Origin of the sequence: Flavobacterium sp. KACC 22761 (assembly GCF_034058155.1) — a bacterium.
In the GTDB taxonomy this organism is placed as follows: domain Bacteria; phylum Bacteroidota; class Bacteroidia; order Flavobacteriales; family Flavobacteriaceae; genus Flavobacterium.
In genome coordinates this window covers 4,895,324-4,919,477 of the sequence record NZ_CP139148.1, presented here as the reverse complement: position 1 = coordinate 4,919,477, position 24,154 = coordinate 4,895,324, and the positions used below count along the sequence as shown (strand labels likewise).

The following is a 24,154-nucleotide window of genomic DNA, read 5'->3' as shown; positions in this document are numbered from 1 at the left end:
TTGCTACAAGCTATAGGTCATAAACTTAGTGCATAATCGAGAAGGCGAACCTTGGACTTTATGACTTTCGACTTTATGACTTAAAAAAAAACTATCGATTTGAAACGCTTCGTTTGTTCCATTTGATGTCGCTCAACATACCAGATTTAATTCCGATGAAGAAGTTCCAGTTAGAATTTGTTCCTAGTGGTTGCCAGTTGAATGCCATTCTCCAGCTTAATAAATCTCTTTCAAAACGGAATTGCGTAAAGGTAATTCCTTTTTGAACAAAATCGTATCCTGTAGAAACTCCGCCTTTCCATTTTGGCGTAATATCCATGTTGGCAGAAATCATAATGGAATTTCCTGAGATTTTATTTTCGCGGTTTACGTTTGAATACGTAAGCGAATAGGCCATTGTCATATCCCAAGGGATTTTTGAATTGAAAAACTCGGTGATAACATCTTTGTCGTCATCTTTTTCATTGGCAAATTGGCTGTTTCGGCTGTCGGTCAAGTCAGTATTGGTTCCGAATAAATCATCATTTCGACCTCCGTTTCGCTGGCTTTGAGAGTTGGTTTTTTCTTTCTCGCCACCCTTGTTGGAGAACGAATAATTCAGTGTAACATTTGCGCTCGTCATTCTAAACAAACTTCCTCCATTGTCGATGTTGTATTTGTCTATTCTTGTTCCAGAATTGTCAATCGCGTAAGGATCTAATGTAGCTCCAAAGTTGACATTCATTTTATTGTCAAAAAATTGTGTTCCTCCAGAAACAAGTACGGGTTGCCATGCTAGCGTTTGTTTTCCGTCTGCATTAAAATTGTAGCTTGTGCTAAAGTTTAAGTTATTCAGCAGCATGATTTTTTTAGGCTCAGTTTTGGTGCTGTCTTTATCTCTTACTTTCGCTTCAAAAGTATTGCTCAAGGCAAAACCTACAATGTTTGAATTCTCTTTTCCTGGAGCGCCATAAACACCGCCTTCAAAACGCGTGTATGATGATGTAATTCGTCCAGAAGCATCTACTGCGTAGGTATCGTAGTATTTTTCAAAACTAGGTGTATATGCGTACGTAATCGATGGGCGCATGACGTGGCGAATAGATTGGATTCTTTTATCTTCACCAAAATTAAAAGTACCGTAAATTGTAGTTCCTAAATTCGAGCTGAAATTATAGGTTCTAAAAGCGTCAAAACCATTTACAGTTTGAGTGACAACTTTACTTTGTGTGTCGTCATAATCTTTATGAATGGTTTTGGTTACCCAAGTTTCTTGGTAATTGGTCGCCATTCCGGCACTAAAATATTTGAATAACTTAAAGTTTGTGCTTAATGGAATTGTATGTTGCATTCCAATTTGAGCATCTTTAAACATTTGCGGCTTAAAGAAAAGCGAATCGGTAGTGACAAAACTGTTTTTACCGCTTAAGTTGTATTGCAAGTTGATGTTTTTTATAAAACCTTTTTTTACTCCATCTTTTCCAACAAAAGGATAAATACGATCAATACTTGCCTGAAGCGACGGCAAAGTCATGTTGATGACCTCTGTTTGTGTGTTTTGCGAGTGTGTCGCTGTTAACGCAATTCGGGCTTGCGGAATTGTATTGAAAGTTTTGTTGTAGGATATAGATGAGCTTAAAGTATTGTTCAAATTTGAACCAATATTTGCTTGATTGATCGATTGCTTGAAATATTTACTACTACCCATATTTACCGAAGCAGAAAACGTTGAATTTGGGTTCGACTTCGTGTCTTTAGAATGTGACCACTGAATGTTGTAGATTTTTTGTTTTGAATAATCAGGATAACCTCTTTCGCTGCTGATCAAATTTTCAAAACGTACGTTTAGGTTGCCTCGGTATTTGTATCTTTCAGCATAAGCCGATTCAAAACGAAGCGCGTAACTTCCGTTGGTATAATAATCGGCTAAAGCCGTTAAGTCGTAATTGTCGCTCAAGGCAAAATAGTATCCCATATTTTGCAAAGAGAATCCTCTTGTGTTCGAATCATTGTAACTCGGTATAATAATTCCCGAAACACTTTTTTCTTGACTCATCGGAAAATAAGCGAATGGCAATGCCAGCGGAGTAGGAACGTCAGCAATTACCATGTTTGTCAAACCCGTAACTACCTTTTTTCCCGGAACAAATTTTACTTTGTTGGTTTGAAAATAATACTCTGGATTGTCAACATCTGTTGAGGTGGTAAAGCGTGCGCCTCTTAAAAAGTAAACCGAATCGTTTTCTTTTTTGGTGATTGCGGCTTTTATTTTGAATTCACCTTGTTCTGTTCTAGAATTATAAATTAAAGCTTTTTTGGTTTTGAAATTGAATCGTATTGAATCTGGCTGCACTTCATTTGAGCCCTGCTTGAAATTTGGGTATTGAACAAGCACTCCGGCAGAATCTTTTATTCTTCCGGCATAAACTTCGTCTTTGCCATAATCCAAAACAATGATTCCAGATTTTAATTCTACATCCTTATAATAGAGTTCCGCTTCATTATATAAGGTAAGCTGTTTCTTTTTTTTGTCTATTATCGCGTAGTCTTTTGATTTGTATTTTACTTTACCATCAAGAAATGTCTTTGTTGGTTTGATGCTGTCGATTTTTACAGTATCAATTTTAACAGCTGTAGATTTATCAGTTTGTTTTGCTGTATCACTTTTAGCAGTTGAAGCTTTATCTGTTTGTTTTACAGTTGGTAATGATTTTTTTTTCGGTTTTATATCTTGCGAATATACTTTACCACATCCTAAAGTTAGGAGAAATGATAATAAAACGATATTAAATAAGTTTGTGTGCAAAGGTTTAAATGCTATTTTTGTAAAAGTATGGCTTGTTTTTTGACATGTCAAAACTACATATAATTTTTGGCAAAAATAATCAATTGCGAAAATTATAACAGTTGCATATTATTAAAATTAACTTTTATATTTATGAATATATTTAACAAAACTAGGCTATTATTTAGTTTTTTTCTAACTATAATTTCGTTTTGTGCTTACAGTCAGGCAAATGTTTTTAAAGTAACACTTGATGCCGGACATGGTGATCATGACTTTGGCGCTGTTTATAGTGGCCGAATTGAAAAAAATATTGCTTTGGCAATCGTGCTTAAAGTTGGGAAAATATTAGAAGCAAGTCCAAATGTTAATGTAATCTATACGCGTAAAACAGATGTTTTTATTGATTTGGTCGAAAGAGCCAATATTGCAAACAGAGCCAATTCGAATATTTTTGTCTCAATTCACTGTAATGCAAACAAAAATACAGCAGCTGACGGAACAGAAACGTATGTAATGGGTTTAAGTAAAGTAGCATCAAATCTTGAAGCGGCAAAAAAAGAGAACTCAGTAATTACATTAGAGAAAGATTATAAGCGTAAATATGAAGGCTACGACCCAAATTCGCCAGAATCAATGATCGGAATGACATTAATGCAAGAAGAATATTTGGATAACAGTATTTCATTGGCTACAAAAATAGAAGATAATTTTGACCGACTTGGAAAGAAATTAAGACATGGTGGTGTAAAACAAGCGCCATTTATGGTACTGCATAAAGCATATATGCCTAGAGTTTTGGTTGAAACAGGTTTTGTGTCTAATCCTACAGAAGGAAATATTTTGAACTCCGAGGAAGGACAAAATGATATTGCAAAAGCAATCGCCGAGGCAATCTTAAGTTATAAGAGCGAGTATTTTGGTTCTGGAATTCCTGAAATGTCAGAGGTTAGGCCAGCAAAAGATACTTCGACGCCAAAAAAAACGAAGCCAGCAGAACCTTCAGCGGCAGCTAAAAGCGCAGTTAAAGGAACTTTTTACAAAGTACAGTTGATTGCAAGTATAAAAAAGACTCCCTTAGAACCTAAAAATTTTAAAGGCCTGAAAAATGTTACGATGCTTTATGAAAACAATATTTACAAATATTTCTATCAAGAAACATCAGATTACGAAGCAGCAAAGAAATATTTGCAAGAGGCTAAGAGTAAAGGTTATGGCGCAGCATTTTTGACTGCAACTAAAGATGGAGAAAAAATCAGTATTCAAGACGCTACTAAATAATAGTCACAAGTTCGAATATTTATATTAATTTTGTAACAAACACTTAGAATTTTGAAACTAACAAAAGAAATTAAAACGGCTATTTTAGTCATCGCGTCAATTTTATTATTTATTTGGGGCTACAGTTTTTTAAAAGGAAGAGACCTTTTTACGAATTATAAAACATTATTTGTTGAATATGATAATGTTGAGGATTTGGCACCGTCAGCACCAGTTACCATTAACGGACTTGCAATTGGTAAAGTAAATAAAATTACAATCAATGAAACAACAGGAAAATTATTAGTTGAATTGCAACTTAAAACAGATTTTCCAATTTCAAAAACAAGTACAGCAGCTTTGTATTCTCCAAGTTTGATTGGTGGAAAACAAATTAAAATTGTACCAAATCTTGCTGACAAAGATCCAGCGGAAGAAGGCCAAACATTAGCAGGAACTGTTGAATTAGGTTTGACTGAATCTTTAGGAGGAAAACTTGAACCTATTCAGGCGAAATTAGAGAAAATGCTTGTGAATATTGATAATCTGGTTACAGGATTAAACAATACTTTAGATAAAAACACACAAGAAAATTTAAAGAAAACAATTGCTGAATTAAGTCAGACGATGGAGCAGTTTCACAAAGCTTCGGGAAGTATTAACTCTATTTTAGATACCAATAAAGGTCAGATTAACGGAGTGGTGACAAATTTGAATAAAATGTCAGGCAATTTCAGCAAAATTTCAGATTCTTTAAACAAAGCTGATTTAGGAAAAACAGTACGCAATTTGAATCAGACTTTGGCTAAAGTTGATGCTTTGATGACGAATTTGAATTCTGGAAAAGGTACAGCAGGAAAAATATTAAATGATGATGCTTTGTATAATAATTTAGCGAAAACTTCAAAAGAGCTTGAATTATTGTTGCAAGACGTTCGTTTATACCCAACTCGTTACGTGAATGTTTCGCTTTTTGGAAAGAAAAACAAACCATACGTAGCACCAACTGAAGATGCTAATTCAACTACTAAAAAATAATAATAAATGAGTTATTTAGATAATATTTTATTCGCCATACTTCTTGTAGTAGGGTTTGGTTTTTTTACAGCGAGCGTAAAAAAAATCATCCGAAACATTAATTTAGGAGTTGACGTAGATAGAAAAGATAATCCTAAAGCTCGTTGGAAAAACATGGCATTGATTGCTCTTGGGCAGTCAAAAATGGTGAGACGCCCTGTTGCCGGAATACTTCATATTTTTGTATATGTTGGTTTCGTAATTATTAATATCGAATTGCTTGAAATTATTATCGATGGGCTTTTTGGTACGCATAGAATTTTTGCTCCTTATTTAGGAGTGGTTTATGATGTTTTGATTGCTTCATTTGAAATTTTGGCAATATTGGTAATCATTGCAGTTGTAACTTTTTGGATCAGAAGAAATGTGATTCGTTTAAAACGTTTTGTAAGCAAAGATTTAACTGGGTTTCCAAAGAGCGATGCAAATTACATTTTGTACTTCGAAACCGTTTTAATGATACTGTTTTTATTGATGAATGCATCAGATTTGCATTTGCAGAATGTTCCAGGCGGGTATTCTCATTTTCATAAAGCAGGAAGTTACCCAATCAGTCAATTTCTGGCGCCAATTTTTAATGGTACTTCAAATGAATTGGTTGGATTGTTGTTTGAAGTGTTTTGGTGGTTGCATATTGTTGGTATTTTAGTTTTTATGAACTATTTATACTTCTCAAAACATTTGCATATTCTTTTGGCTTTCCCAAATACGTATTTCGCAAACTTGAAACCGGAAGGTCAGTTTGATAATTTAGCTTCGGTTACAAAAGAAGTGAAGTTGATGATGGATCCAAATGCTGATCCGTTTGCAGCGGCTCCAGTTGATGAAAATGCTGCTCCGGCTAAATTTGGAGCAAGCGATGTTCAGGATTTGAACTGGGTGCAACTTTTGAATGCTTATACGTGTACAGAATGCGGAAGATGTACGTCATCTTGTCCGGCAAACCAAACTGGAAAAAAATTGTCTCCGCGTAAAATTATGATGGATACAAGAGATCGTTTGACAGAAGTTGGAAAAAATATTGATGCTAATAAAGGTGTTTTTGTTCCAGATAACAAATCACTTTTAAACGATTATATCACTCCAGAAGAATTATGGGCTTGTACATCATGTAATGCCTGCGTTGAAGAATGTCCTGTAAATATTAGTCCGCTTTCTATTATTATGGATATGCGTCGTTATTTGGTTATGGAACAAAGTGCAGCTCCAATGTCGCTAAATGCAATGATGACTAATATTGAAAACAATGGTGCGCCTTGGCAATACAGCCAACAAGACCGTTTGAATTGGAAAAACGAGAATTAAGATTTATTGTTTAAGCGGTTAATTGTTTAACCGTTTAATCGATTTTTATAAAAAAATAAAGGTTTTTTAGTAAGGTTATCATAGAGAGAGATTAACCAAATAACCGATTTAACAACAAAAGAAGATGTCAGAAAGTTTAGTAGTGCCAACAATGGCTGAAATGCTAGCCCAAGGAACACAACCAGAAGTTTTATTTTGGGTAGGTTGCGCGGGAAGTTTTGATGATAGAGCAAAAAAAATTACCAAAGCATTTGTGCGTATTTTAAATCGTACGAATGTTTCATTTGCAGTTTTAGGTACTGAAGAGAGTTGTACTGGAGATCCTGCAAAACGTGCCGGAAATGAATTTTTGTTCCAAATGCAAGCTATGATGAATATCGAGGTATTAAATGCATACGAAGCAAAAAAGATTGTAACGGCTTGTCCGCATTGTTTTAATACTTTGAAAAATGAATATCCTGAATTAGGTGGGAACTATGAAGTTATCCATCATACAGAATTTTTAAAGTCATTGATTGATGAGGGCAGATTGACTGTTGAAGGTGGTCAGTTTAAAGGAAAGAAAATTACTTTTCATGATCCTTGTTATTTAGGAAGAGCAAATAAAGTTTATGAAGCTCCAAGAGACTTGATTCAGAAATTAGATGTTGAATTAGTTGAAATGAAGCGTTCTAAAGCGAATGGATTATGCTGTGGAGCTGGTGGAGCACAAATGTTTAAAGATGCTGAACCAGGAAATAAAGAAGTGAATGTTTTGCGTACGGAAGATGCTTTAGAGACTAAACCGGATATTATTGCTGCTGGATGTCCTTTCTGCAACACAATGTTGACAGACGGAATTAAACATGCGCATAAGGAAGGTGAGGTAAAAGTAATGGATGTTGCAGAATTAATCGCGAATGCGCAAGATTTGTAAAAAGATGCTAAGGTGTTTTAAGTTGCTAAGTTTTTTATACTGAAACTTGAAACCTAATTTTTTTTCAAATCTAAAATCAACAATCTAAAATCTAAAATTAAAAAATGTATATACCTTTTGAAAATTTACCTGGTGAGTCTAGAGTTTGGATTTACCAATCGAACAGAAAATTTTCTGAGGAAGAGTTTTCTGAAATTGAAACCGATTTAAAAGCTTTTGTAGAGCAGTGGGCGGCGCATGGAACAAGTCTTGAAGCTTCGTTTTTGCTGAAATACAATCGTTTCATTATATTGGCTGTAAATCAAGATGTGCAGGCAGCAACAGGCTGTTCTATTGATAGTTCAGTTGAATTTATTCAAAGCTTAGAAAAAAAGTACAATGTTGACTTGCTTGACAAAATGAACGTTACTTTTAAACTTGGAGAACATATCGCGCACAAACCGTTAATTGATTTTAAAAAGATGGTTAAAGACAAATCGGTTTCTGAGAATACGATTGTTTTTAATAATCTTGTGAATAATATCGAGGAATTTAATGAATCTTGGGAAGTTCCTGCAGCTGATAGTTGGCACAGCAGATTTTTCTAAGAATGAGTTTATGATATATTTGAAAAGGCATGAAATTTTGATTTTGTGCCTTTTTTGGTTTTAACGTGTTCTGAATTAAACCCGGCAGGTTTTAAAAACCTGTTGGGTTTCGTTACGAAAATTTGTGAATAGAGAACTTTGTCAAAGTTTTAAACTTTGACAAAGTTGTTGTTTAGTAGCGCTTTTGAAAACAGAACCTTCTAATCTAGCCCCGATGGAAGCGGCATCTCCCGATTTAGAAAAACAAGGCTTTTTCAGCCGTAGTTTTTGTTAATTGGGAATATAGCGGACAGCGGGACAGGTGTTTCTTTTGAAAACAAATTTTTCTGCTCCTGAAAGAAATTACGCGATATTTTATTGCCCGAATCGTAAAGGTCTAATAATGTGGTGTCTCTGATATTTACAAAAATCTAACAAATGAAACGGTCGATTAAACGTGATTTTTGAGTATTTTCGTAGAATTAAATCTAATACATGAAAATAGCAATAGTTTGTTATCCAACGTTTGGCGGTAGTGGGGTAGTAGCCACTGAGTTAGGTCTTGAATTAGCCAGACGCGGACACGAAATACATTTTATAACTTATAGCCAGCCGGTTCGATTGGCACTTTTGAATCCGAATGTTCATTATCACGAAGTTAATGTTCCGGAATATCCACTTTTTCATTATCAGCCTTATGAATTGGCTTTGTCGAGCAAATTAGTCGATATGGTGAAATTGTACAAGATTGAAGTTTTGCACGTGCATTATGCTATTCCGCACGCTTATGCGGGTTATATGGCAAAACAAATGCTGAAAAATGAAGGGATTAATTTGCCAATGATTACAACGCTTCACGGAACTGATATTACTCTTGTTGGAAATCATCCGTTTTATAAGCCTGCGGTGACTTTCAGCATCAATAAATCAGATTATGTGACTTCGGTTTCGCAGAGTTTGAAAGATGATACTTTGAAATTGTTCAAAATCAAGAATAAAATCAGGGTAATTCCGAACTTTATTGAATTAGATAAAGTCGTAAAAGATCCAGATGCGCCTTGTCATCGTTATGTAATGGCGAAGGAAAATGAGCGTATTATAACACATATCAGTAACTTCAGAAAGGTAAAGCGTATTCCTGATATCATAAAGATTTTCTACAATATTCAGAAAGAAATGCCTGCTAAATTGATGATGGTGGGTGATGGTCCTGAAAAAGAAAAGGCTGAAGTTTTATGCATGGAATTGGGAATTTACGACAAAGTAATTTTCTTTGGAAATAGTAATGAAATCGATAAGATTTTATGCATGACCGATTTGTTTTTGCTTCCATCGGAAACTGAAAGTTTTGGTTTGGCGGCTTTAGAGGCAATGGCTCTTGGTGTTCCGGTTATTTCTAGTAATTCGGGAGGTTTGCCTGAGGTTAATTTTGATGGAGTTTCGGGGTATTTGAGCAATGTTGGAGATGTTGAGCAAATGGCAGAGAATGCAATTAAGATCTTGAAAGATGATGAAACGCTGAAAGAGTTTAAAAAGAATGCGTTGGAAGTTGCCAAGAAATTTGATATTAAAAATATACTTCCAAAATACGAAGCATTGTATCAAAAAGCAATTGACGATTATAAAGAGTAAAAAAGCAATCTAAATAAATTAATGGATGAAAAAGGTAATTTCAGTTTTAGCAGTTTTTGTTTTGATTTCCTGTGGTGCAAAAAAAACTTCAGGTTCAACGGCTTTATATGAAGTTTTGACTGAACAATCGGATGGAGGCGGAAACATCAAATTTTTTGAAATTTTGACGGAACCAAATGAAATCAAAATGCTTCAAAATGATCCGTTTTTGGCTGATAAAATGAAGCAGGCTGACATTGCGAATTCGAACTATATCATTTTAAATATGGGAGAAAAAAACACTGGAGGTTATACTATTGGTGTTGAAAAAGTCGAAGAAACGGATAAGAATATTATAATTACAGTAAAGGAAAATAATCCTGCTCCAGATGCAATGGTAACGCAATCTGTTACATATCCTTATACGGTTGTAAGAGTGCATTCTAAAAAAGAAATTATTGTTAAATAAAATTTACGTGGGGCTTCGACTCCGCTCAGCCTGACAATTCGACTCCGCTCAGCCTGACATTTGAAGTCTGAGTTTTTTCTCGTTGTCAGGCTGAGAGAAGTCGAAGCCTTTTTTCAATTTAAAGCATAAAAAAAAACCTGTCGCAACTAAAACGACAGGTTTTCTTTTACAATTATTTTTTATTTTTATTTAGAATTTGAATTTGATTCCTAAACCAACATCAAATCCGAAATTGTCATCGTCATAATAACCAGAACCAATTTCAGGTCTTGCATCTAATGAAAGTAAAATTGGCACTTCTTTGAATCCGTATTCAATTCCGATATCTCCTGCAGCAAAAACATACGTTCCGCTGTCATTATATTTTGTGTTTCCGTTGTAATAATCGTGATCCCAAGCGGCAAGTCCACCACCAACACCAGCGTACCAGTTAAAACCGCCGTCTATGTTCCAAACCCATTGATAAAGCGCTACACCTTTGATAGCATCAACGTCACTGCTGTTTCTCCAGCCTAAATCAAATTCTAGTCTGTTTTTTTGATTCAATCCTCTTTGATAAGATACTTCTCCTCCAAAACCGTTATTGTCGCCTAAACGCAAACCTAGCGCGTTTTTTGCAATGTCTTGTGAATGAGCCGTAAATGCTAAACCTAATAGCATAATGGCTGATAAAATGATTTTTTTCATAAAAATGATTCAATTAATTTTTTTTCAAATGTATTATTACAACTCAATAGAGAACGTATAAAATTTTTGAAAATTGTTATATAATTTACATTTTTTTGAAATAAACCTTTGTTTGAAGGTGTTGTACGGGTTATTTGGTTGAAAATTACAAGGTTGAAGATTATTTTTTTTTCATAATAGAAATCAATAATTGTGAAGTTAAATTATCTTCCATTTCGAATAGATTTTCTTCTTCAGTAAAATTGCTTTCGGCATAAGAATATAATTTCCAACGCTTTTTATGGTATTCCAAGGCTGTCAAGTTTTCGACCCAGTCACCAGAATTTAAATATAAAGTTGATCCGTGACGGTTTTCTTTGGTAATGATTTTTGGTTCGTGAATATGCCCGCAGATGACGTAATCGTATTTTTTTTCAATTGCCAAATCTGTTGCCGTAGTTTCAAAATCTGAAATAAATTTTACCGCTTTTTTAACGCTGGCTTTGATTTTTTTAGAAAAGGAATACGGCTCGCGTCCTAATTTTGATAAACACCAGTTGACAAAACGATTGGAAAGAATCAAATAATCATAACCTAATCCTCCTAATTTTGCAATCCATTTTGAATGCTGAACAGAAGCATCAAAAACATCTCCGTGAAAAATCCAAGCTTTTTTGTCGTCTAATTCGAGAACTAATTTATCGACTAATGAAAAATTTCCCATATTCATGTCGCTGAATTTTCGAAGAATTTCATCGTGATTTCCGGTAATGTAATACACTTTTGTCCCTTTAGAAGCCATTCCGATGATACGCTGAATCACTCTTAAATGGGATTTTGGAAAATAGGATTTTCGGAATTGCCAAGCATCAATTATGTCTCCGTTTAAAACAAGTGTTTTGGGTTTTATGCTTGATAAATAGTTGTTTAGTTCCTTGGCGTGGCTTCCGTAGGTTCCCAAATGAACGTCTGAAATAACAACCAGTTCAACATTTCTCTTTTTCAATTTTTCTTGATTTGAAGTTTAACAAATAAAAGAAACAAACGCTGGATTTATTTTATCAAATGGTTATCAAATAAGCTTCAATTTTAATAAATTATGATTTTTGAACTCGTTAACCTTAAATTAATAATCACAATTTTATATTTTTTAATTTAATTCATAAAACTTACATTTGCTAAAACTAAAAACATGGCAGGAAATAGCTACGGCACATTATATAGAGTTACAACATTTGGCGAGTCACACGGTGAAGCTTTAGGCGGTATTATTGATGGATGTCCATCAGGGATTCAATTGGATTTTGAAGCAATTGAAGTTGAAATGGCACGAAGAAAACCTGGACAATCAGCAATTGTAACCCAAAGAAAAGAACCAGATGCAGTTCAGTTTTTATCTGGAATTTTTGAAGGAAAAACAACAGGAACTCCAATTGGTTTTATTATTCCGAATACCAATCAAAAATCTGACGATTACTCTCATATCAAAGATAATTATAGACCAAGCCACGCTGATTATGTATACGACCAAAAATATGGTTTTCGCGATTACAGAGGTGGAGGAAGAAGTTCTGCGCGCGAAACGGCAAGCCGTGTAGTTGCTGGAGCAATCGCAAAACAGATGCTTCCTGAAATTAAAATTAATGCTTACGTTTCTTCTGTAGGTCCAATTCATTTAGATACACCATATCAAGATTTAGATTTTTCGAAAATTGAAAGCAATCCAGTTCGTTGTCCAGATGAGAAATCGGCTGCGATTATGGAAGAATATATTCGTGACATCCGCAAACAAGGCGATACGGTTGGAGGTGTTGTTTCATGTGTAATTCAAAATGTTCCTGTTGGATTAGGAGAGCCTGTTTTTGATAAATTGCACGCCGAATTAGGAAAAGCAATGCTTTCAATAAATGCCGTAAAAGGTTTTGAATACGGAAGCGGTTTTTCTGGATCAGAAATGAAAGGAAGCGAGCACAACGATTTGTATAATCCTGACGGAACTACAAAAACAAATCTTTCTGGAGGAATTCAGGGAGGAATCAGCAACGGAATGGATATCTATTTCAGAGTGGCTTTCAAGCCAGTTGCTACAATTATGCAAACTCAAGATTCATTAGATAATAAAGGAAATATTACACCAATGACTGGCAAAGGACGCCATGATCCTTGTGTTGTACCTCGTGCGGTGCCAATTGTTGAGGCAATGGCCGCAATTGTTTTGGCTGATTTTTATTTAATCAACAAAACATATTGATAAAAGTTAAGACAGTGAGGGTCTTAATATTTTAATTTAAAACAAATAATTAATGCAACAAGTTACAGAAACTAAAAAAAAATCATTTCTTTCAGGATTAACAGCTCAGATTATTGTCGCAATGGTCTTAGGGGCTACTTTGGGGATTATATTACATGGAACACTTTCTCCTGAAGGCGCACAATCTTTCAGCAGCAAAATCAAAATGCTGGCAACTATTTTTATTCGATTAGTTCAAATGATTATTTCGCCTTTGGTATTTACTACTTTAGTAGTGGGAATTGCTAAACTTGGTGATATCAAAACGGTTGGAAGAGTTGGAGGAAAGGCCCTTGGATGGTTTTTTACAGCATCATTCATATCATTGCTGATCGGTTTGTTTTATGTAAATATTCTTGAACCAGGAGTTGGTTTGAAATTAGGTCACGTTGATATGACAGCGGCGGCAGAAGTAACAGGAAAAACTAAAACACTTTCTGTTGAGAATTTTGTTGAGCATATTGTGCCAAAAAGCCTTTTTGAAGCAATGGCAACAAATGAAATCCTGCAGATTGTAATATTTTCAATCTTTTTCGGACTAGCTGCGGCGTCTATCGGAAGTCCTGTAAAACCTGTGATTAATGCATTAGACAAAGCTTCGCATATCGTTTTGAAAATGGTAAATTATGTAATGAACTTTGCTCCAATTGGAGTTTTTGGTGCCATTGCGGGAGTTTTTGCCATTAGAGATGCTGAAGAATTAGTAATTACCTATTTTAAATTCTTTGGATCATTTTTAGTTGGAATTAGTACTTTATGGGTTGTCTTGATTGGAGTGGGTTATATTTTCTTAAAAGGAAGAATGACCGAATTGCTAAGACGTATTGTTGGGCCTTTGGCGATTGCTTTTGGAACCACTAGTAGTGAAGCAGTTTTTCCTAAATTGACTGAAGAGTTAGAGGATTTTGGTGTAAAGGATAAAATTGTTTCGTTCATGTTGCCGCTTGGATATTCATTTAATTTGGATGGAAGTATGATGTACATGACTTTTGCCAGTATCTTTATTGCTCAGTTTTACGGAGTTCATTTAGATATTCCAACGCAAATGGTGATGCTTTTGGTTTTGATGCTTACTAGTAAAGGAATTGCGGGTGTGCCAAGAGCAAGTTTGGTAGTTGTTGCAGCGACATGTGGTATGTTTGATATTCCTGTTGAGGGAATTGCATTAATTTTGCCTATTGATCATTTCTGTGATATGTTCAGAAGTGCGACTAACGTACTGGGCAATGCATTAGCAACTTCTGTTGTTGGACAATGGGAAGGCAATAAAGAAATAAACGCTGGTTTAGAGGAATAAAAACCAGAATTCAGATTTATTTAACTGATTTTTATCAGATTAAAGCATAAACAAAAATTAAAGAAAGCTGTATTTTTATTTTAAATACAGCTTTTTTTTATTTTTAAGTGTATATTTGGGAAAACTAGCCATTTATGCCCCGCATGCGGATTTTTTTTCTTTTAATCTTTTTTCTGAATTGTGTTTGCAGTTCGGCATTCACGCAGTCTGAAGCTATTTCTGAGGCTAGAATAAATAAGCTTGTCAAACAAGCATGGGATGATTTTAAAGATTCAAATTTTGAAAAATCATTAATTACTTCTCGAGTTGCGCTAAATTATGCAACAACTATAAAAAACAACACCTTAATAGCAAAATCGTATAAAATAATTGCTGGCAATTACAGCGAATTGTCTGAGTTTGACAAAGCTATTTTTTTCTACAATAAAAGTTTATTTTACGCTAATAAAACAAACAATGATTCAATAAAATATAGTCTGCACAATAATTTAGGGAACATTTATTGTTTTGAAAAAAAGCAATTTGATAAAGGAATTTCATATTATAAAAAATCAATAGCTTACAGCTTGAAAATCAATGATATTGACCAAGTGTATTTTACCAATGTCAATATTGCTTGGGCTTATTTTGATATTGGGAAATTTAAAGAAGGATATCCTTATTTAAAATTTGTTGGTAATAATATCGAGAAATACGGTGATGAATCGACGGAAATTGTTGTGAATATGCTCAACGGAATGTATTCGTCTTTCAAAAATGAAAATGATACTGCAAATGCCTATTTTTTGAGCGCAATTGCAGCAGGAAAAAACGGCGATGAAAAGTCAGATTTGTCGTATGCACATTTAGAATATTCCAAGTTTTTACTCAAAATCAAAAAATATAAGGAAGCTTATGAAAATCTGACGCTTTATAATCAAATAACGGAGGAATTATACAATCAAGAAAAATTAAAAAAAGCATCTACGGCCGGTTTCAATCTCGAACTTGATGAATATAAACGACAGATTGACAAGATTGAAAACGAGAAAATTTCGCAATATCAAAGCCTTAAAAAATCCCGTATTATTGTGATTTTGTTTGTGCTGATTTCGTTGATCTTGCTCATTTTGATTATTACATTGATCAAAAACATCAGATTTAAAAAGAAACACAATTTAGAGCTTGTTAAAGCTAAAGAAATTGCAGAGGAAGCCTCTCTGCTCAAAACACAGTTTATTTCGACTATAAGCCATGAATTGCGTACGCCGCTGTATGGTGTGGTAGGCATTACGAATATGCTTTTAGAAGAGCATAAAGAGTTGTCACGAAGCCAGCATTTAAGTTCACTGAAATTCTCTGCCAGATATTTGCTTTCTCTTGTAAATGATATTTTGCAGATTAACAAGATTGAAGAAAATAAAGTCGTACTTGAAAATTTGACATTTAATATTTCTGATGAAATTATGATGATCAAAAATTCGCTTTCTTTTTTGTCTCAGAAAAACAATAATAAAATAAATATTTACATAGATCCTGACATTCCTGAATATTTGATAGGCGACAAGTTAAGGCTTGCGCAAATTTTGATGAACTTGGTCAGCAATGCTTTGAAGTTTACAAAAAATGGAGAAGTTGAAGTAAAGGTTGATCTTTTGAAAACGGAGGGAAAAAATCATTTTCTAGACTTTTTAATCAAAGACAATGGTGTTGGGATTGCAACTGTAGATCAAAGTAAAATTTTTGAAAAATTTGTTCAAGTAGGCCGTAAAGATGAAGATTATCAAGGAACCGGTTTAGGTTTGAGCATAGTAAAGCGTTTACTGGGATTGTTTGGAAGCACAATTACATTGGAAAGCGAGGTAGGGCAAGGAACTTCATTTTCATTTGTGATTCCGTTTGAGCATGATCCTGAGAAAACGAAAAAGATAATTGACGAGATTGAAGTTGATTTGACTTCAAATGAAGTTCATAAAATTTTGATTGTCGAAGATAATCGAATAAATCAGCTGGTAACGAAGAAAATTATTGAGAAAAACAATTATATCTGTATAGTGGCAGATGATGGTTTTGGGGCATTAGAGATTCTGGAAAAAGAAACTTTCGATCTTATTTTGATGGATATCAATATGCCATTGATGAACGGCTTTGAAACCAGTAAAAGAATTCGGTTACAAGATATAAAAACACCAATTGTTGCTTTAACGGCTTTTGACAAAGACGAAATAACCGATGAGGCAATTTCATCTGGAATAAATGATATTATAATCAAGCCTTTTGAGCCTGTTAAGCTCTTTAAGATTATTAGTTACTTGATTGAAGAAGCAAAAAACGCTGGTTAGTACCAGCGTTTTTTATTTTTCTTAGAAGTATTTGATTTTCTTGATTTGTGAGCGCCTCCGCTTCTGTTAGAATTTTTTGGTTTTTCTCCTGCTTCAGGGCTTCCAGAATGCCATTGATACGGATGTTCAGTAATTACTTTTACATCAACTTTTATCAGTTTTTGAATGTCTTTCCAATACGGATGTTCATCTTTTCCGCAAAAAGAAATCGCAATTCCGCCATTTCCTGCGCGTCCGGTACGACCAATTCGGTGTACGTAAGTTTCAGGAATATTAGGCAAATCAAAATTGATTACATACGGCAATTGCTCAATGTCAATTCCTCGTGCTGCAATATCGGTAGCAACTAGAACGCCAACTTCTTTGTTTTTAAAAGCATCCAAGACGCGTTGTCTTGCATTTTGCGATTTGTCTCCGTGAATGGCTTCTGCCGGAATATCTTTTTTGCGAAGCGCTTTTACAACATTATCAGCGCCATGTTTTGTTCTTGAAAAAACCAAAACATTGGATAAATTTTCTTCTTTGATCAAATGATAAAGCAAATTTCTTTTTTCGGTTTTGTCAACAAAATAAATGCGTTGTTCTACGTTTTCTGCGGTCGATGAAACAGGCGAAACTTCGACTTTTTCTGGATCTTTCAAAAACATTTCTGCCAATTCACGAATAGCAATCGGCATTGTTGCAGAGAATAATAAAGTCTGACGGTTTTTTGGCGTAAGCTTTACAATCTTTTTTACATCGTTTATGAATCCCATATCCAGCATTTGATCGGCTTCGTCTAAAACCAAAGTATGCAAATGGTCAAAATCAAGAAAGCCTTGTTTGTGCAAATCAAGCAATCTTCCTGGAGTTGCAACCAAAATATCGACTCCTTTTTTTAAGGTTTCAACTTGTGGATTTTGCGAAACGCCTCCAAAGATTGTTAATTGTGTTAAATTGGTGTATTTGCCATAAGTGTCAAAACTTTCTCCAATTTGCACTGCAAGTTCACGTGTTGGCGTAACGACAAGTGCGCGAATTTGTTTGGCTTTTTTTGATGAGCCTACAATTCGGTGTAACTGATGTATGATTGGGATTGCAAATGCAGCTGTTTTTCCTGTACCTGTTTGCGCACAACCAATCAAATCTCTTCCTGATAAAATGATCGGAATAGATTGTTCCTGAATTGGAGTGGGATTTAGGTAGCCTTCTTCAAATACGGCTTTTTGTATACTTTTTGAAAGTGATAAATCTTCGAATAACATATCTTAAGTGTTAAGAATTTAGTTTAAATAACTAAAAATTCTGTGCAAAGATAGCTTTATTCGATCAAATGTTTATTTGATTCTTGTATTATTTGGGAAATGTGTGGTTTTAAGCCAGTTGAAGTTCAGTTGGATTTTTCTTTTTCGTTGTTTGCTTTTATGAAATCGGTAATTAAATAACCAATCAATTTTCCAATCAAATTGTTGTTTGGAGAATCGGCTAAATCTGGCGCTCCTTCACAAATATGCAAATAAGTAGCATTTTTATGTTGTCCGAAGAAAGAAACAAACTGGCGCAGTTCTTCTACAGAGAAACCACTGATGGTCATGGCACTGCTGGCAATATTTGGAATCGCATCCAGATCGATTTCAATTCCAAAAGAATCATTTTTTATAAATTCTAATGCCATGATCATTTCCCTATTAAAATCTTTTTCTTTTCGGATATTTACGCTATCATACGTATTATAGCGTACACGATCTTCAAGTTTTTTGATGATATCTAAAACGCTTTTTGAAGTGTAATTTTCGTGCAATCCAAAAATGAAATATTTTTTCAGAAAACCTTCTTCATAGGCATATGAAAATCCGTTTCCGCTATGGCGTCCTTCTAGAATCCTAAAATCAGAATGAGCGTCAAAGTTTATCGCATTGATTGGTTTTCCTTTGGCAAGAGCCGAACCTTTGATATTTCCGTAAGCATTATTGTGGCCTCCGCCAATGATAATTGGAGTTTTGCCTGCTTTTATAATGGTAAAAATAATATGTGAAACCTCTTTGTCAATTTTTTCAACAAGCTGGCTTAGTTTTGAGCGATCGTCAATGTCATTAAAGTCAAGATTTTCGACATCGCGCATTTCTTGTGCAACATTAATTTGTCCTAAAACAATGATCTGGCTTCCTTTTGAAAAACGATTATGCTGAATATTGGCAATGCTTTTTATAGCATTTTCCCATGCCGATGCAGTACCTGGACGACCGTAATTTGCGCGCACGCCAATATCTTCAGGAATTCCTAAAAGTACATATTTAGCCTCACTTTCAGTCAAGAATTTTACTTTGTCAGCCTCTTTAGGAATGACAATCATTTTCTCGCCGAATTTAATTTCGCCGCTTCGGTGATTTGTGACTTTAGCTAAATCATTAACAGTAAAAGGAATTAATTTCTCCATATAAAAAAAATATTGTCCAAAAATAATATAATTGTGTCAACATACGTTATTAAGATATATTAATTCTTAAATTTGTTAATAAAGAAAATTATTAAATATGGAAAACCCAAAGAACAACAACTCAAGTCTAAAGGCGGTAATCGCAGTTTTAGCAGTCCTACTGATTGGTAGTTTAGTGTATATTTTTAAATTATCTTCTGATACAGAAGTGGTTAAAACTGAGCTTACCACTACAATGACAGAAAAAGAATCTGTTATGAAGGATTTACAAGAATTAAAAGCAACTTATGATGCTGCAATTGCTGAAAATACTTCAATGTCTGATGAATTGATTCAGGAAAGAGATAAAGTAGTAGCTCTTATGGATGATTTGAATAAATCAAAAGGAGATGTTTCTAAATACAAATCTCAAGTTCAGGCAATGCAAGCAAAAATGAAAACTTTAGTTGCTGAAAATGACGAGCTGAAAAAACAAAATGGTGTTTTAACTACTCAAAGAGATAGTACTATTGTAGTTTTGGGAGAATCTAAAAAATACAACGAAGTATTAGTTGGGCAAAACGAAGAGCTTGCTAAAACGGTTGAAAAAGGTTCTAAATTATCTATTTTGAACACAAAAACTGCAGCTTACAAATTGAAAAGCTCTGGAAAACAAATTGAAACAGATAAAGCAAGCCGTGCTGATGTGTTGAAAGTAAGTTTTACAATTGCTGAAAATTCAATTGCAAAATCTGGAGACAAAACATATTATGTTCAGGTTATTGATGCTAAAAACAATGTTTTAGGAGAAAAGAAAACAGAAAGTTTTGGCGATAACTCTTTAACGTACAGCTTCAAAACGACAGTTAAATATGAAAATAAGACTGTAAATGTAACTGAGGATCTTCCAGGTAAAGATTTTGCTAAAGGAACTTATTTTATCAATGTTTTTGATAATGACGAATTAGTTTCTAAAACTAGTTTCAGTTTGAGATAATTTGTCGTCAGGGATAATAATACCACTTTGATATTAAAGGTCTGTGAGTTTTCACAGACCTTTTTTTATGGAATTTTATTCTAAAATTTTTCCTTCTAAGAAAACACTTTCTATTAAATTGCTTCCGAAAGCGTATGGAATTTGATAGTAAGAAGAAATTGGTTTTGTCAGAATTAAATTTGCTTTTTTTCCTTTTGTGATGCTTCCGTGAGTTTCTGAAAGTCCCATTGCATAAGCACCGTTGATTGTTGCTGCGTTTATCGCTTCTTCTGGTGTCATTTTCATTTTGATGCACGCTGTTGCCACGACAAAATTCATATTTCCAGATGGAGTAGAGCCAGGATTAAAATCTGTGGCTAATGCCAATGGAAGTCCAGCTTTGATCATTTCGCGTGCTGGCGTGTACGGAATGCTTAGGAAGTAAGAACATGAAGGCAAAGCGACAGACATTGTTTCTGACCCTTTTAAAGCCTCAATATCTTCTGGATTCATTACTTCGAGATGATCTACTGAAAGTGCGTTAAATTTAACTCCAGATTGAATACCTCCAATTGAATTGAATTGATTGACATGAATTTTTGGCTTTAAGCCAAAATCAATTCCTGCTTGCATGATTTTTTCTGTTTCTTCAACCGAAAAATAACCGCTTTCACAAAATACATCTATATATTCGGCTAATTTGTCTTTGGCAATTTCAGGAAGCATTTTAGTAATGATTTCATCGATATAGCCAGCTTTGTTTTCTTTATAATGCGTTGGAAAAGCATGAGCGCCCAAAAATGTAGCTTTAATGGCAATTGGATAATTTTCGGCCAATTTTTTAATTACACGAAGCATTTTTAATTCGCCCTCAATCGTTAATCCGTAGCCTGATTTTATTTCGACAGCGCCGGTTCCTAAATACATTACTTCTTCTAAACGAACTTTTGATTGCTCATAGATTTCTTCTTCAGAAGTTTCATTCAGTTTTTTGGCCGAATTTAAAATCCCACCGCCACGATTAGCAATTTCTTCATATGTAAGTCCGTTAATGCGATCTACAAATTCCTGTTCGCGGTTTCCCGCATAAACAATATGAGTGTGGCTATCGCACCAAGTTGGCAGAACCACTTTTCCTGTTGCGTCTATAATTTTATCGACATTTATTGTTGGAAGATTTTCCATTGAACCAAAATCTTCAATCAAATTATCTTTTATAATTAAAAAAGCATTTTTTATTGTGGGAAGCATTGCCATTTCAGCTCCTGAAACTTTAGGAATTGAAATTTCGCGTACTTGAAGCAATTCTTGTATGTTTGTGATTAATGTTGTCATTATTGATATTGTTATAAAACACAAATTTCACAAATTATCACGAAGTAATCCGTGAAATCTGTGAAATTTGTGTTTTGAGTTTTATTTTGATTTATTCTGAAACAGTGATTTCAAACATTTTGCTCCAGTTTTTACCAGTTACAAAAATGGTTTTAGTTTTAGGATTATAAGCAATTCCGTTTAAAACATCATCTTTAGTAATGTCGCTCATGAACTTACGTAAGCCAGACATATCTAAAATTCCTTCAACGGCTCCAGAAGTTGGATTTACAACTGCAATTGCATCTTTTAGCCAAACGTTTGTATAGATTTTTCCGTCAATCCATTCCAATTCATTGATTGCTTTTATTTTAGATTCACCAGAATAAACATTGATGTAATCAATCATTTTTTGTGTAGCTGGATCCATTTTCCAAATTTTTTCTGTTTTATCTGTTTGATAAATGTATTTTCCATCATTTGTCATTCCCCAACCTTCAATATCTTTGTCGTAAGCAAAAGTTTTTTCAAGTTTTAAAGTGTTGGCATTATAAATAAAGCCTGTTTTTTCCTGCCATGTCAACTGGAATAATTTTCCATTAATGAAAGTGATTCCTTCTCCGAAATACTTCGAATCAAGATCGATCTGTTTGAAGACTTTTCCTGTTTTATAGTCATATTTTCTTAAATATGAAGTTCCGTTTTGTCCTGTACTTTCATATAAAGTGTCTTTGTAAAACTCTAAACCTTCTGTAAAAGATTTTTTGTCGTGCGGATACGTATTTACGACTTTGTATTTTAATAATTTTGGCTGAATATCCGAAACTAGTTCAATTCTTTTAGTGGCATCCGAAGAATCTCCTTCAAAATAAACAGTTGCTTTCAAGTATTGATAGCCCAGTTTTTGATCTTTTAACTCAAATTTGAATTTTTCTGCGCCTTTTGTACTTCCCACTCTTTTGTCATTAATAAAGTAGGCAATACTGTCGATTTCTTTCGATTTTGGGTTCAAAACTCCAATCGAAACCGCTTCTTTTTGGGTAAAATGGGCCGGAAAAGCGGAATCATCAATATTAAATAAAGAATTTTCACCTTTATTTTTTTCGCCACATCCAACAAATGTGATTCCTAATAAAATGACAGCTAGGAAGTTATATTTTTTCATAGTTTAAAATTTGAATAAGCCAATATACAACGATATTTTTATAGCAACAAAGCTCTTGCAAAAATATAAAAAGATTGTATATTTGCACCGGCAAGTCCTACACGACCAGCTCCTGCAGACTCCCCCAGGATGGGAACATAGCAAGGGTACGTGGTTGAGCGGTGCGATGTAGGTCGCTTGCCATTTTTTTTTTTTTTTTTTTTTCGTTATAAAAATTCTTTTTTAGAATTCATATAAATCTAATCTTCCTTCGGGGAGATTTTTTTATTTTTGGGCATTTGAAAAACTAATATGAGTGTAAAACTTTCAAAATTATTTTTAATTGTTCTGGTTGTAGGTTTAGGATATCTTTTTTTTACAGGTTCAAATTATAGAAAAGAGATTGCAATTAATAAGGGGCAGACAATTTGTAAATATACATTTTGTAAGCAATTTCCAAAATCCACTGAGGCATTTGTGAAGTATTATGTTGATGGTAAATCTTATAGAAATAGTTGCGGAAGTTGCCCAGAAAACAGTGAATTTACATTGAATAAATATTATTTAGTAGAATATTCTACTATTGATCCTAATAAGATTATTGTTGATTTTTCAAAAGAAATTACAGATTCGACAATGATAAAAGAATTAGAATCCAAACTTAAATTTGAATATTGGTTAGACCATTAAATTAAACCTATAACTAAAAAAAAATGAATAAAGTTGTTTTGATTACCGGAGGATCGTCAGGGATTGGAAAATCAATTGGTGAATTTTTGCATAAAAAAGGTTTTGTCGTTTATGGAACAAGCCGGAATCCAGAAAAAGTGCTGAATTCTATTTTTCCGCTTGTAGCTTTAGATGTTAGAAATTCGGATTCAATAAAAAGTGCTGTGGCTAAAATTTTGGAAATTTCTGGAAGATTGGATATTGTGATCAATAATGCTGGAGTTGGAATTACAGGACCTTTGGAAGAAATTCCGATGGAAGAAATCAAAAATAATTTTGAAACGAACTTTTTTGGCCCAATCGAGGTTATGAAAGCTGTTTTACCACAAATGCGCGAACAAAAATCAGGACTGATTATAAATATTACTTCTATTGCCGCTTATATGGGATTGCCTTACAGAAGTGTTTATTCGGCTTCAAAAGGAGCTTTGGAATTGATTACCGAAGGATTGAGGATGGAAGTAAAGCAATTTGGAGTTGAAATTACAAATGTTGCTCCAGGCGATTTTGCTACCAACATTGCCGCAGGGCGTTTTCATGCGCCAGTAATAAAAGGTTCTGCTTACGAAAAAGTGTATGGTGATACTTTAGCAACAATGAACGAGCATGTTGATGCAGGAAGCAATCCAAATGAAATGGCCGAAGCTATTTATAAAATCATTCAGACTAAAAAGCCAAATGTGCATTATAAAGTGGGGGTTTTTATGCAAAAGTTTTCGATTGTTTTGAAACGTGTACTTCCGGATAAAGTATATGAAAAAATGCTAATGAATCATTATAAACTGTAAATGTTATGGAAAGAATTAATGAGTTTTTACCCGCTATTGTTGGAGTTTCAATTTTAACGCTTATTTGGTTCGTCATTCGTAAATTACTTGGTTCTGTAAGCGACAAGATAAATAATGCTGAAGCTTATAAAGAAGACACTTTGAGGGTTCTTGAAGAAATTAGAGATGAACTGAAAGAATTGAATAAAAATAGTTCTTCAAGATAATTCAAAATTGAAAATTATCGCTTTTTGTGATTATTTTGTGAATTTTGATATAATTTACAA

General features: G+C 34.0%; 21 protein-coding genes and 1 other RNA gene. 15 read left to right on the top strand and 7 right to left on the bottom strand.

All coding sequences use genetic code 11. The features are described from left to right. Nucleotides 1-91: 91 nt before the first annotated feature. Nucleotides 92-2,836 (bottom strand): putative LPS assembly protein LptD, encoded by a 2,745-nt coding sequence (locus SCB73_RS20655; RefSeq protein WP_320568054.1) that lies wholly within the window; start codon nt 2,834-2,836, stop codon nt 92-94. 81 nt (nt 2,837-2,917) lie between these two features. On the opposite strand from SCB73_RS20655, the gene SCB73_RS20650 reads away from it, so the two are divergent. The 7 genes from SCB73_RS20650 (at nt 2,918) to SCB73_RS20620 (ending at nt 9,968) form a co-directional block, all read left to right on the top strand. Beyond that, nucleotides 2,918-4,045 carry an N-acetylmuramoyl-L-alanine amidase family protein gene (locus SCB73_RS20650; RefSeq protein ID WP_320568053.1) on the top strand — a complete coding sequence of 376 codons (1,128 nt, stop codon included), beginning with the start codon at nt 2,918-2,920 and terminating at the stop codon, nt 4,043-4,045. 51 nt (nt 4,046-4,096) lie between these two features. Then, entirely contained in the window at nt 4,097-5,062 is a 966-nt protein-coding gene (locus SCB73_RS20645) for an MlaD family protein (RefSeq protein WP_320568052.1), read from the top strand. Nucleotides 5,063-5,068: 6 nt separating this feature from the next. Then, a complete protein-coding gene (locus SCB73_RS20640) occupies nt 5,069-6,406 on the top strand; it encodes a (Fe-S)-binding protein (RefSeq protein ID WP_320568051.1) in 1,338 nt (445 codons plus the stop codon). 124 nt (nt 6,407-6,530) lie between these two features. After that, complete coding sequence (locus SCB73_RS20635; RefSeq protein ID WP_132988069.1) at nt 6,531-7,322, top strand: (Fe-S)-binding protein; 792 nt, start codon at nt 6,531-6,533, stop codon at nt 7,320-7,322. Between the two features lie 104 nt (nt 7,323-7,426). Continuing rightward, complete coding sequence (locus SCB73_RS20630; RefSeq protein ID WP_057116491.1) at nt 7,427-7,909, top strand: hypothetical protein; 483 nt, start codon at nt 7,427-7,429, stop codon at nt 7,907-7,909. Nucleotides 7,910-8,383: 474 nt separating this feature from the next. Then, nucleotides 8,384-9,520, top strand: coding sequence for an N-acetyl-alpha-D-glucosaminyl L-malate synthase BshA (bshA, locus tag SCB73_RS20625; RefSeq protein ID WP_320568050.1), 1,137 nt, complete (start codon nt 8,384-8,386; stop codon nt 9,518-9,520). A gap of 25 nt (nt 9,521-9,545) precedes the next feature. Continuing rightward, on the top strand, nt 9,546-9,968 hold the full coding sequence (locus tag SCB73_RS20620) for a protease complex subunit PrcB family protein (RefSeq protein WP_320568049.1): 423 nt from the start codon (nt 9,546-9,548) through the stop codon (nt 9,966-9,968). A gap of 189 nt (nt 9,969-10,157) precedes the next feature. On the opposite strand, the gene SCB73_RS20615 is transcribed toward SCB73_RS20620, so the two are convergent. Together SCB73_RS20615 and SCB73_RS20610 are read right to left on the bottom strand one after the other, a co-directional pair. Continuing rightward, on the bottom strand, nt 10,158-10,655 hold the full coding sequence (locus SCB73_RS20615; protein ID WP_132988060.1) for a hypothetical protein: 498 nt from the start codon (nt 10,653-10,655) through the stop codon (nt 10,158-10,160). A 160-nt stretch (nt 10,656-10,815) separates the two neighbouring features. Next, nucleotides 10,816-11,640: a UDP-2,3-diacylglucosamine diphosphatase gene (locus tag SCB73_RS20610; protein ID WP_320568048.1), complete on the bottom strand. Its 825-nt coding sequence runs from the start codon at nt 11,638-11,640 to the stop codon at nt 10,816-10,818. A gap of 186 nt (nt 11,641-11,826) precedes the next feature. Here SCB73_RS20610 and aroC point away from each other — a divergent pair, with 186 nt between their 5' ends. The 3 genes from aroC (at nt 11,827) to SCB73_RS20595 (ending at nt 16,542) form a co-directional block, all read left to right on the top strand. Further along, a complete protein-coding gene (gene aroC / locus SCB73_RS20605; RefSeq protein ID WP_132988058.1) occupies nt 11,827-12,885 on the top strand; it encodes a chorismate synthase in 1,059 nt (352 codons plus the stop codon). 52 nt (nt 12,886-12,937) lie between these two features. After that, a complete protein-coding gene (locus SCB73_RS20600; RefSeq protein WP_320568047.1) occupies nt 12,938-14,221 on the top strand; it encodes a dicarboxylate/amino acid:cation symporter in 1,284 nt (427 codons plus the stop codon). Between the two features lie 134 nt (nt 14,222-14,355). Then, nucleotides 14,356-16,542, top strand: coding sequence for a response regulator (locus tag SCB73_RS20595; protein ID WP_320568046.1), 2,187 nt, complete (start codon nt 14,356-14,358; stop codon nt 16,540-16,542). Here SCB73_RS20595 and SCB73_RS20590 read toward each other — a convergent pair. Together SCB73_RS20590 and SCB73_RS20585 are read right to left on the bottom strand one after the other, a co-directional pair. Further along, on the bottom strand, nt 16,539-17,786 hold the full coding sequence (locus SCB73_RS20590; RefSeq protein ID WP_320568045.1) for a DEAD/DEAH box helicase: 1,248 nt from the start codon (nt 17,784-17,786) through the stop codon (nt 16,539-16,541). The two genes, SCB73_RS20595 and SCB73_RS20590, sit on opposite strands and share 4 nt — an antisense overlap. A 125-nt stretch (nt 17,787-17,911) precedes the next feature. Beyond that, nucleotides 17,912-18,958, bottom strand: a complete 1,047-nt coding sequence (locus tag SCB73_RS20585) for a formimidoylglutamase (protein ID WP_320568044.1) — start codon at nt 18,956-18,958, stop codon at nt 17,912-17,914. A gap of 97 nt (nt 18,959-19,055) precedes the next feature. Here SCB73_RS20585 and SCB73_RS20580 point away from each other — a divergent pair, with 97 nt between their 5' ends. After that, the gene (locus tag SCB73_RS20580; protein ID WP_132988053.1) at nt 19,056-19,934 is read left to right on the top strand and encodes a hypothetical protein; all 879 of its coding nucleotides are present in this window, start codon (nt 19,056-19,058) and stop codon (nt 19,932-19,934) included. A 75-nt stretch (nt 19,935-20,009) separates the two neighbouring features. On the opposite strand, the gene hutI is transcribed toward SCB73_RS20580, so the two are convergent. Further along, a complete protein-coding gene (gene hutI, locus SCB73_RS20575) occupies nt 20,010-21,248 on the bottom strand; it encodes an imidazolonepropionase (protein WP_320568043.1) in 1,239 nt (412 codons plus the stop codon). Between the two features lie 91 nt (nt 21,249-21,339). After that, nucleotides 21,340-22,392, bottom strand: coding sequence for a glutaminyl-peptide cyclotransferase (locus SCB73_RS20570; protein ID WP_320568042.1), 1,053 nt, complete (start codon nt 22,390-22,392; stop codon nt 21,340-21,342). Between the two features lie 88 nt (nt 22,393-22,480). Here SCB73_RS20570 and ffs point away from each other — a divergent pair. The 4 genes from ffs to SCB73_RS20550 all read left to right on the top strand — a co-directional run bounded on the left by ffs (nt 22,481) and on the right by SCB73_RS20550 (nt 24,094). Then, an RNA gene (gene ffs, locus SCB73_RS20565) (signal recognition particle sRNA small type) lies at nt 22,481-22,578 on the top strand. Nucleotides 22,579-22,683: 105 nt separating this feature from the next. Next, entirely contained in the window at nt 22,684-23,061 is a 378-nt protein-coding gene (locus tag SCB73_RS20560; RefSeq protein WP_320568041.1) for a hypothetical protein, read from the top strand. Between the two features lie 23 nt (nt 23,062-23,084). After that, complete coding sequence (locus SCB73_RS20555) at nt 23,085-23,888, top strand: SDR family oxidoreductase (RefSeq protein WP_320568040.1); 804 nt, start codon at nt 23,085-23,087, stop codon at nt 23,886-23,888. Nucleotides 23,889-23,893: 5 nt separating this feature from the next. Next, nucleotides 23,894-24,094, top strand: a complete 201-nt coding sequence (locus tag SCB73_RS20550; RefSeq protein ID WP_320568039.1) for a hypothetical protein — start codon at nt 23,894-23,896, stop codon at nt 24,092-24,094. Nucleotides 24,095-24,154: the final 60 nt, after the last annotated feature.

Excerpts from the sequence above, each read along its gene's own strand:
- SCB73_RS20650 (WP_320568053.1), top strand. The coding sequence starts at position 2,918 with ATGAATATATTTAACAAAACTAGGCTATTATTTAGTTTTTTTCTAACT.
- SCB73_RS20640 (WP_320568051.1), top strand. The coding sequence starts at position 5,069 with ATGAGTTATTTAGATAATATTTTATTCGCCATACTTCTTGTAGTAGGG.
- SCB73_RS20635 (WP_132988069.1), top strand. The coding sequence starts at position 6,531 with ATGTCAGAAAGTTTAGTAGTGCCAACAATGGCTGAAATGCTAGCCCAA.
- SCB73_RS20630 (WP_057116491.1), top strand. The coding sequence starts at position 7,427 with ATGTATATACCTTTTGAAAATTTACCTGGTGAGTCTAGAGTTTGGATT.
- bshA (WP_320568050.1), top strand. The coding sequence starts at position 8,384 with ATGAAAATAGCAATAGTTTGTTATCCAACGTTTGGCGGTAGTGGGGTA.
- SCB73_RS20620 (WP_320568049.1), top strand. The coding sequence starts at position 9,546 with ATGAAAAAGGTAATTTCAGTTTTAGCAGTTTTTGTTTTGATTTCCTGT.
- SCB73_RS20615 (WP_132988060.1), bottom strand. The coding sequence starts at position 10,655 with ATGAAAAAAATCATTTTATCAGCCATTATGCTATTAGGTTTAGCATTT.
- aroC (WP_132988058.1), top strand. The coding sequence starts at position 11,827 with ATGGCAGGAAATAGCTACGGCACATTATATAGAGTTACAACATTTGGC.
- SCB73_RS20600 (WP_320568047.1), top strand. The coding sequence starts at position 12,938 with ATGCAACAAGTTACAGAAACTAAAAAAAAATCATTTCTTTCAGGATTA.
- SCB73_RS20595 (WP_320568046.1), top strand. The coding sequence starts at position 14,356 with ATGCCCCGCATGCGGATTTTTTTTCTTTTAATCTTTTTTCTGAATTGT.
- SCB73_RS20590 (WP_320568045.1), bottom strand. The coding sequence starts at position 17,786 with ATGTTATTCGAAGATTTATCACTTTCAAAAAGTATACAAAAAGCCGTA.
- SCB73_RS20585 (WP_320568044.1), bottom strand. The coding sequence starts at position 18,958 with ATGGAGAAATTAATTCCTTTTACTGTTAATGATTTAGCTAAAGTCACA.
- SCB73_RS20580 (WP_132988053.1), top strand. The coding sequence starts at position 19,056 with ATGGAAAACCCAAAGAACAACAACTCAAGTCTAAAGGCGGTAATCGCA.
- hutI (WP_320568043.1), bottom strand. The coding sequence starts at position 21,248 with ATGACAACATTAATCACAAACATACAAGAATTGCTTCAAGTACGCGAA.
- SCB73_RS20570 (WP_320568042.1), bottom strand. The coding sequence starts at position 22,392 with ATGAAAAAATATAACTTCCTAGCTGTCATTTTATTAGGAATCACATTT.
- SCB73_RS20560 (WP_320568041.1), top strand. The coding sequence starts at position 22,684 with ATGAGTGTAAAACTTTCAAAATTATTTTTAATTGTTCTGGTTGTAGGT.
- SCB73_RS20555 (WP_320568040.1), top strand. The coding sequence starts at position 23,085 with ATGAATAAAGTTGTTTTGATTACCGGAGGATCGTCAGGGATTGGAAAA.
- SCB73_RS20550 (WP_320568039.1), top strand. The coding sequence starts at position 23,894 with ATGGAAAGAATTAATGAGTTTTTACCCGCTATTGTTGGAGTTTCAATT.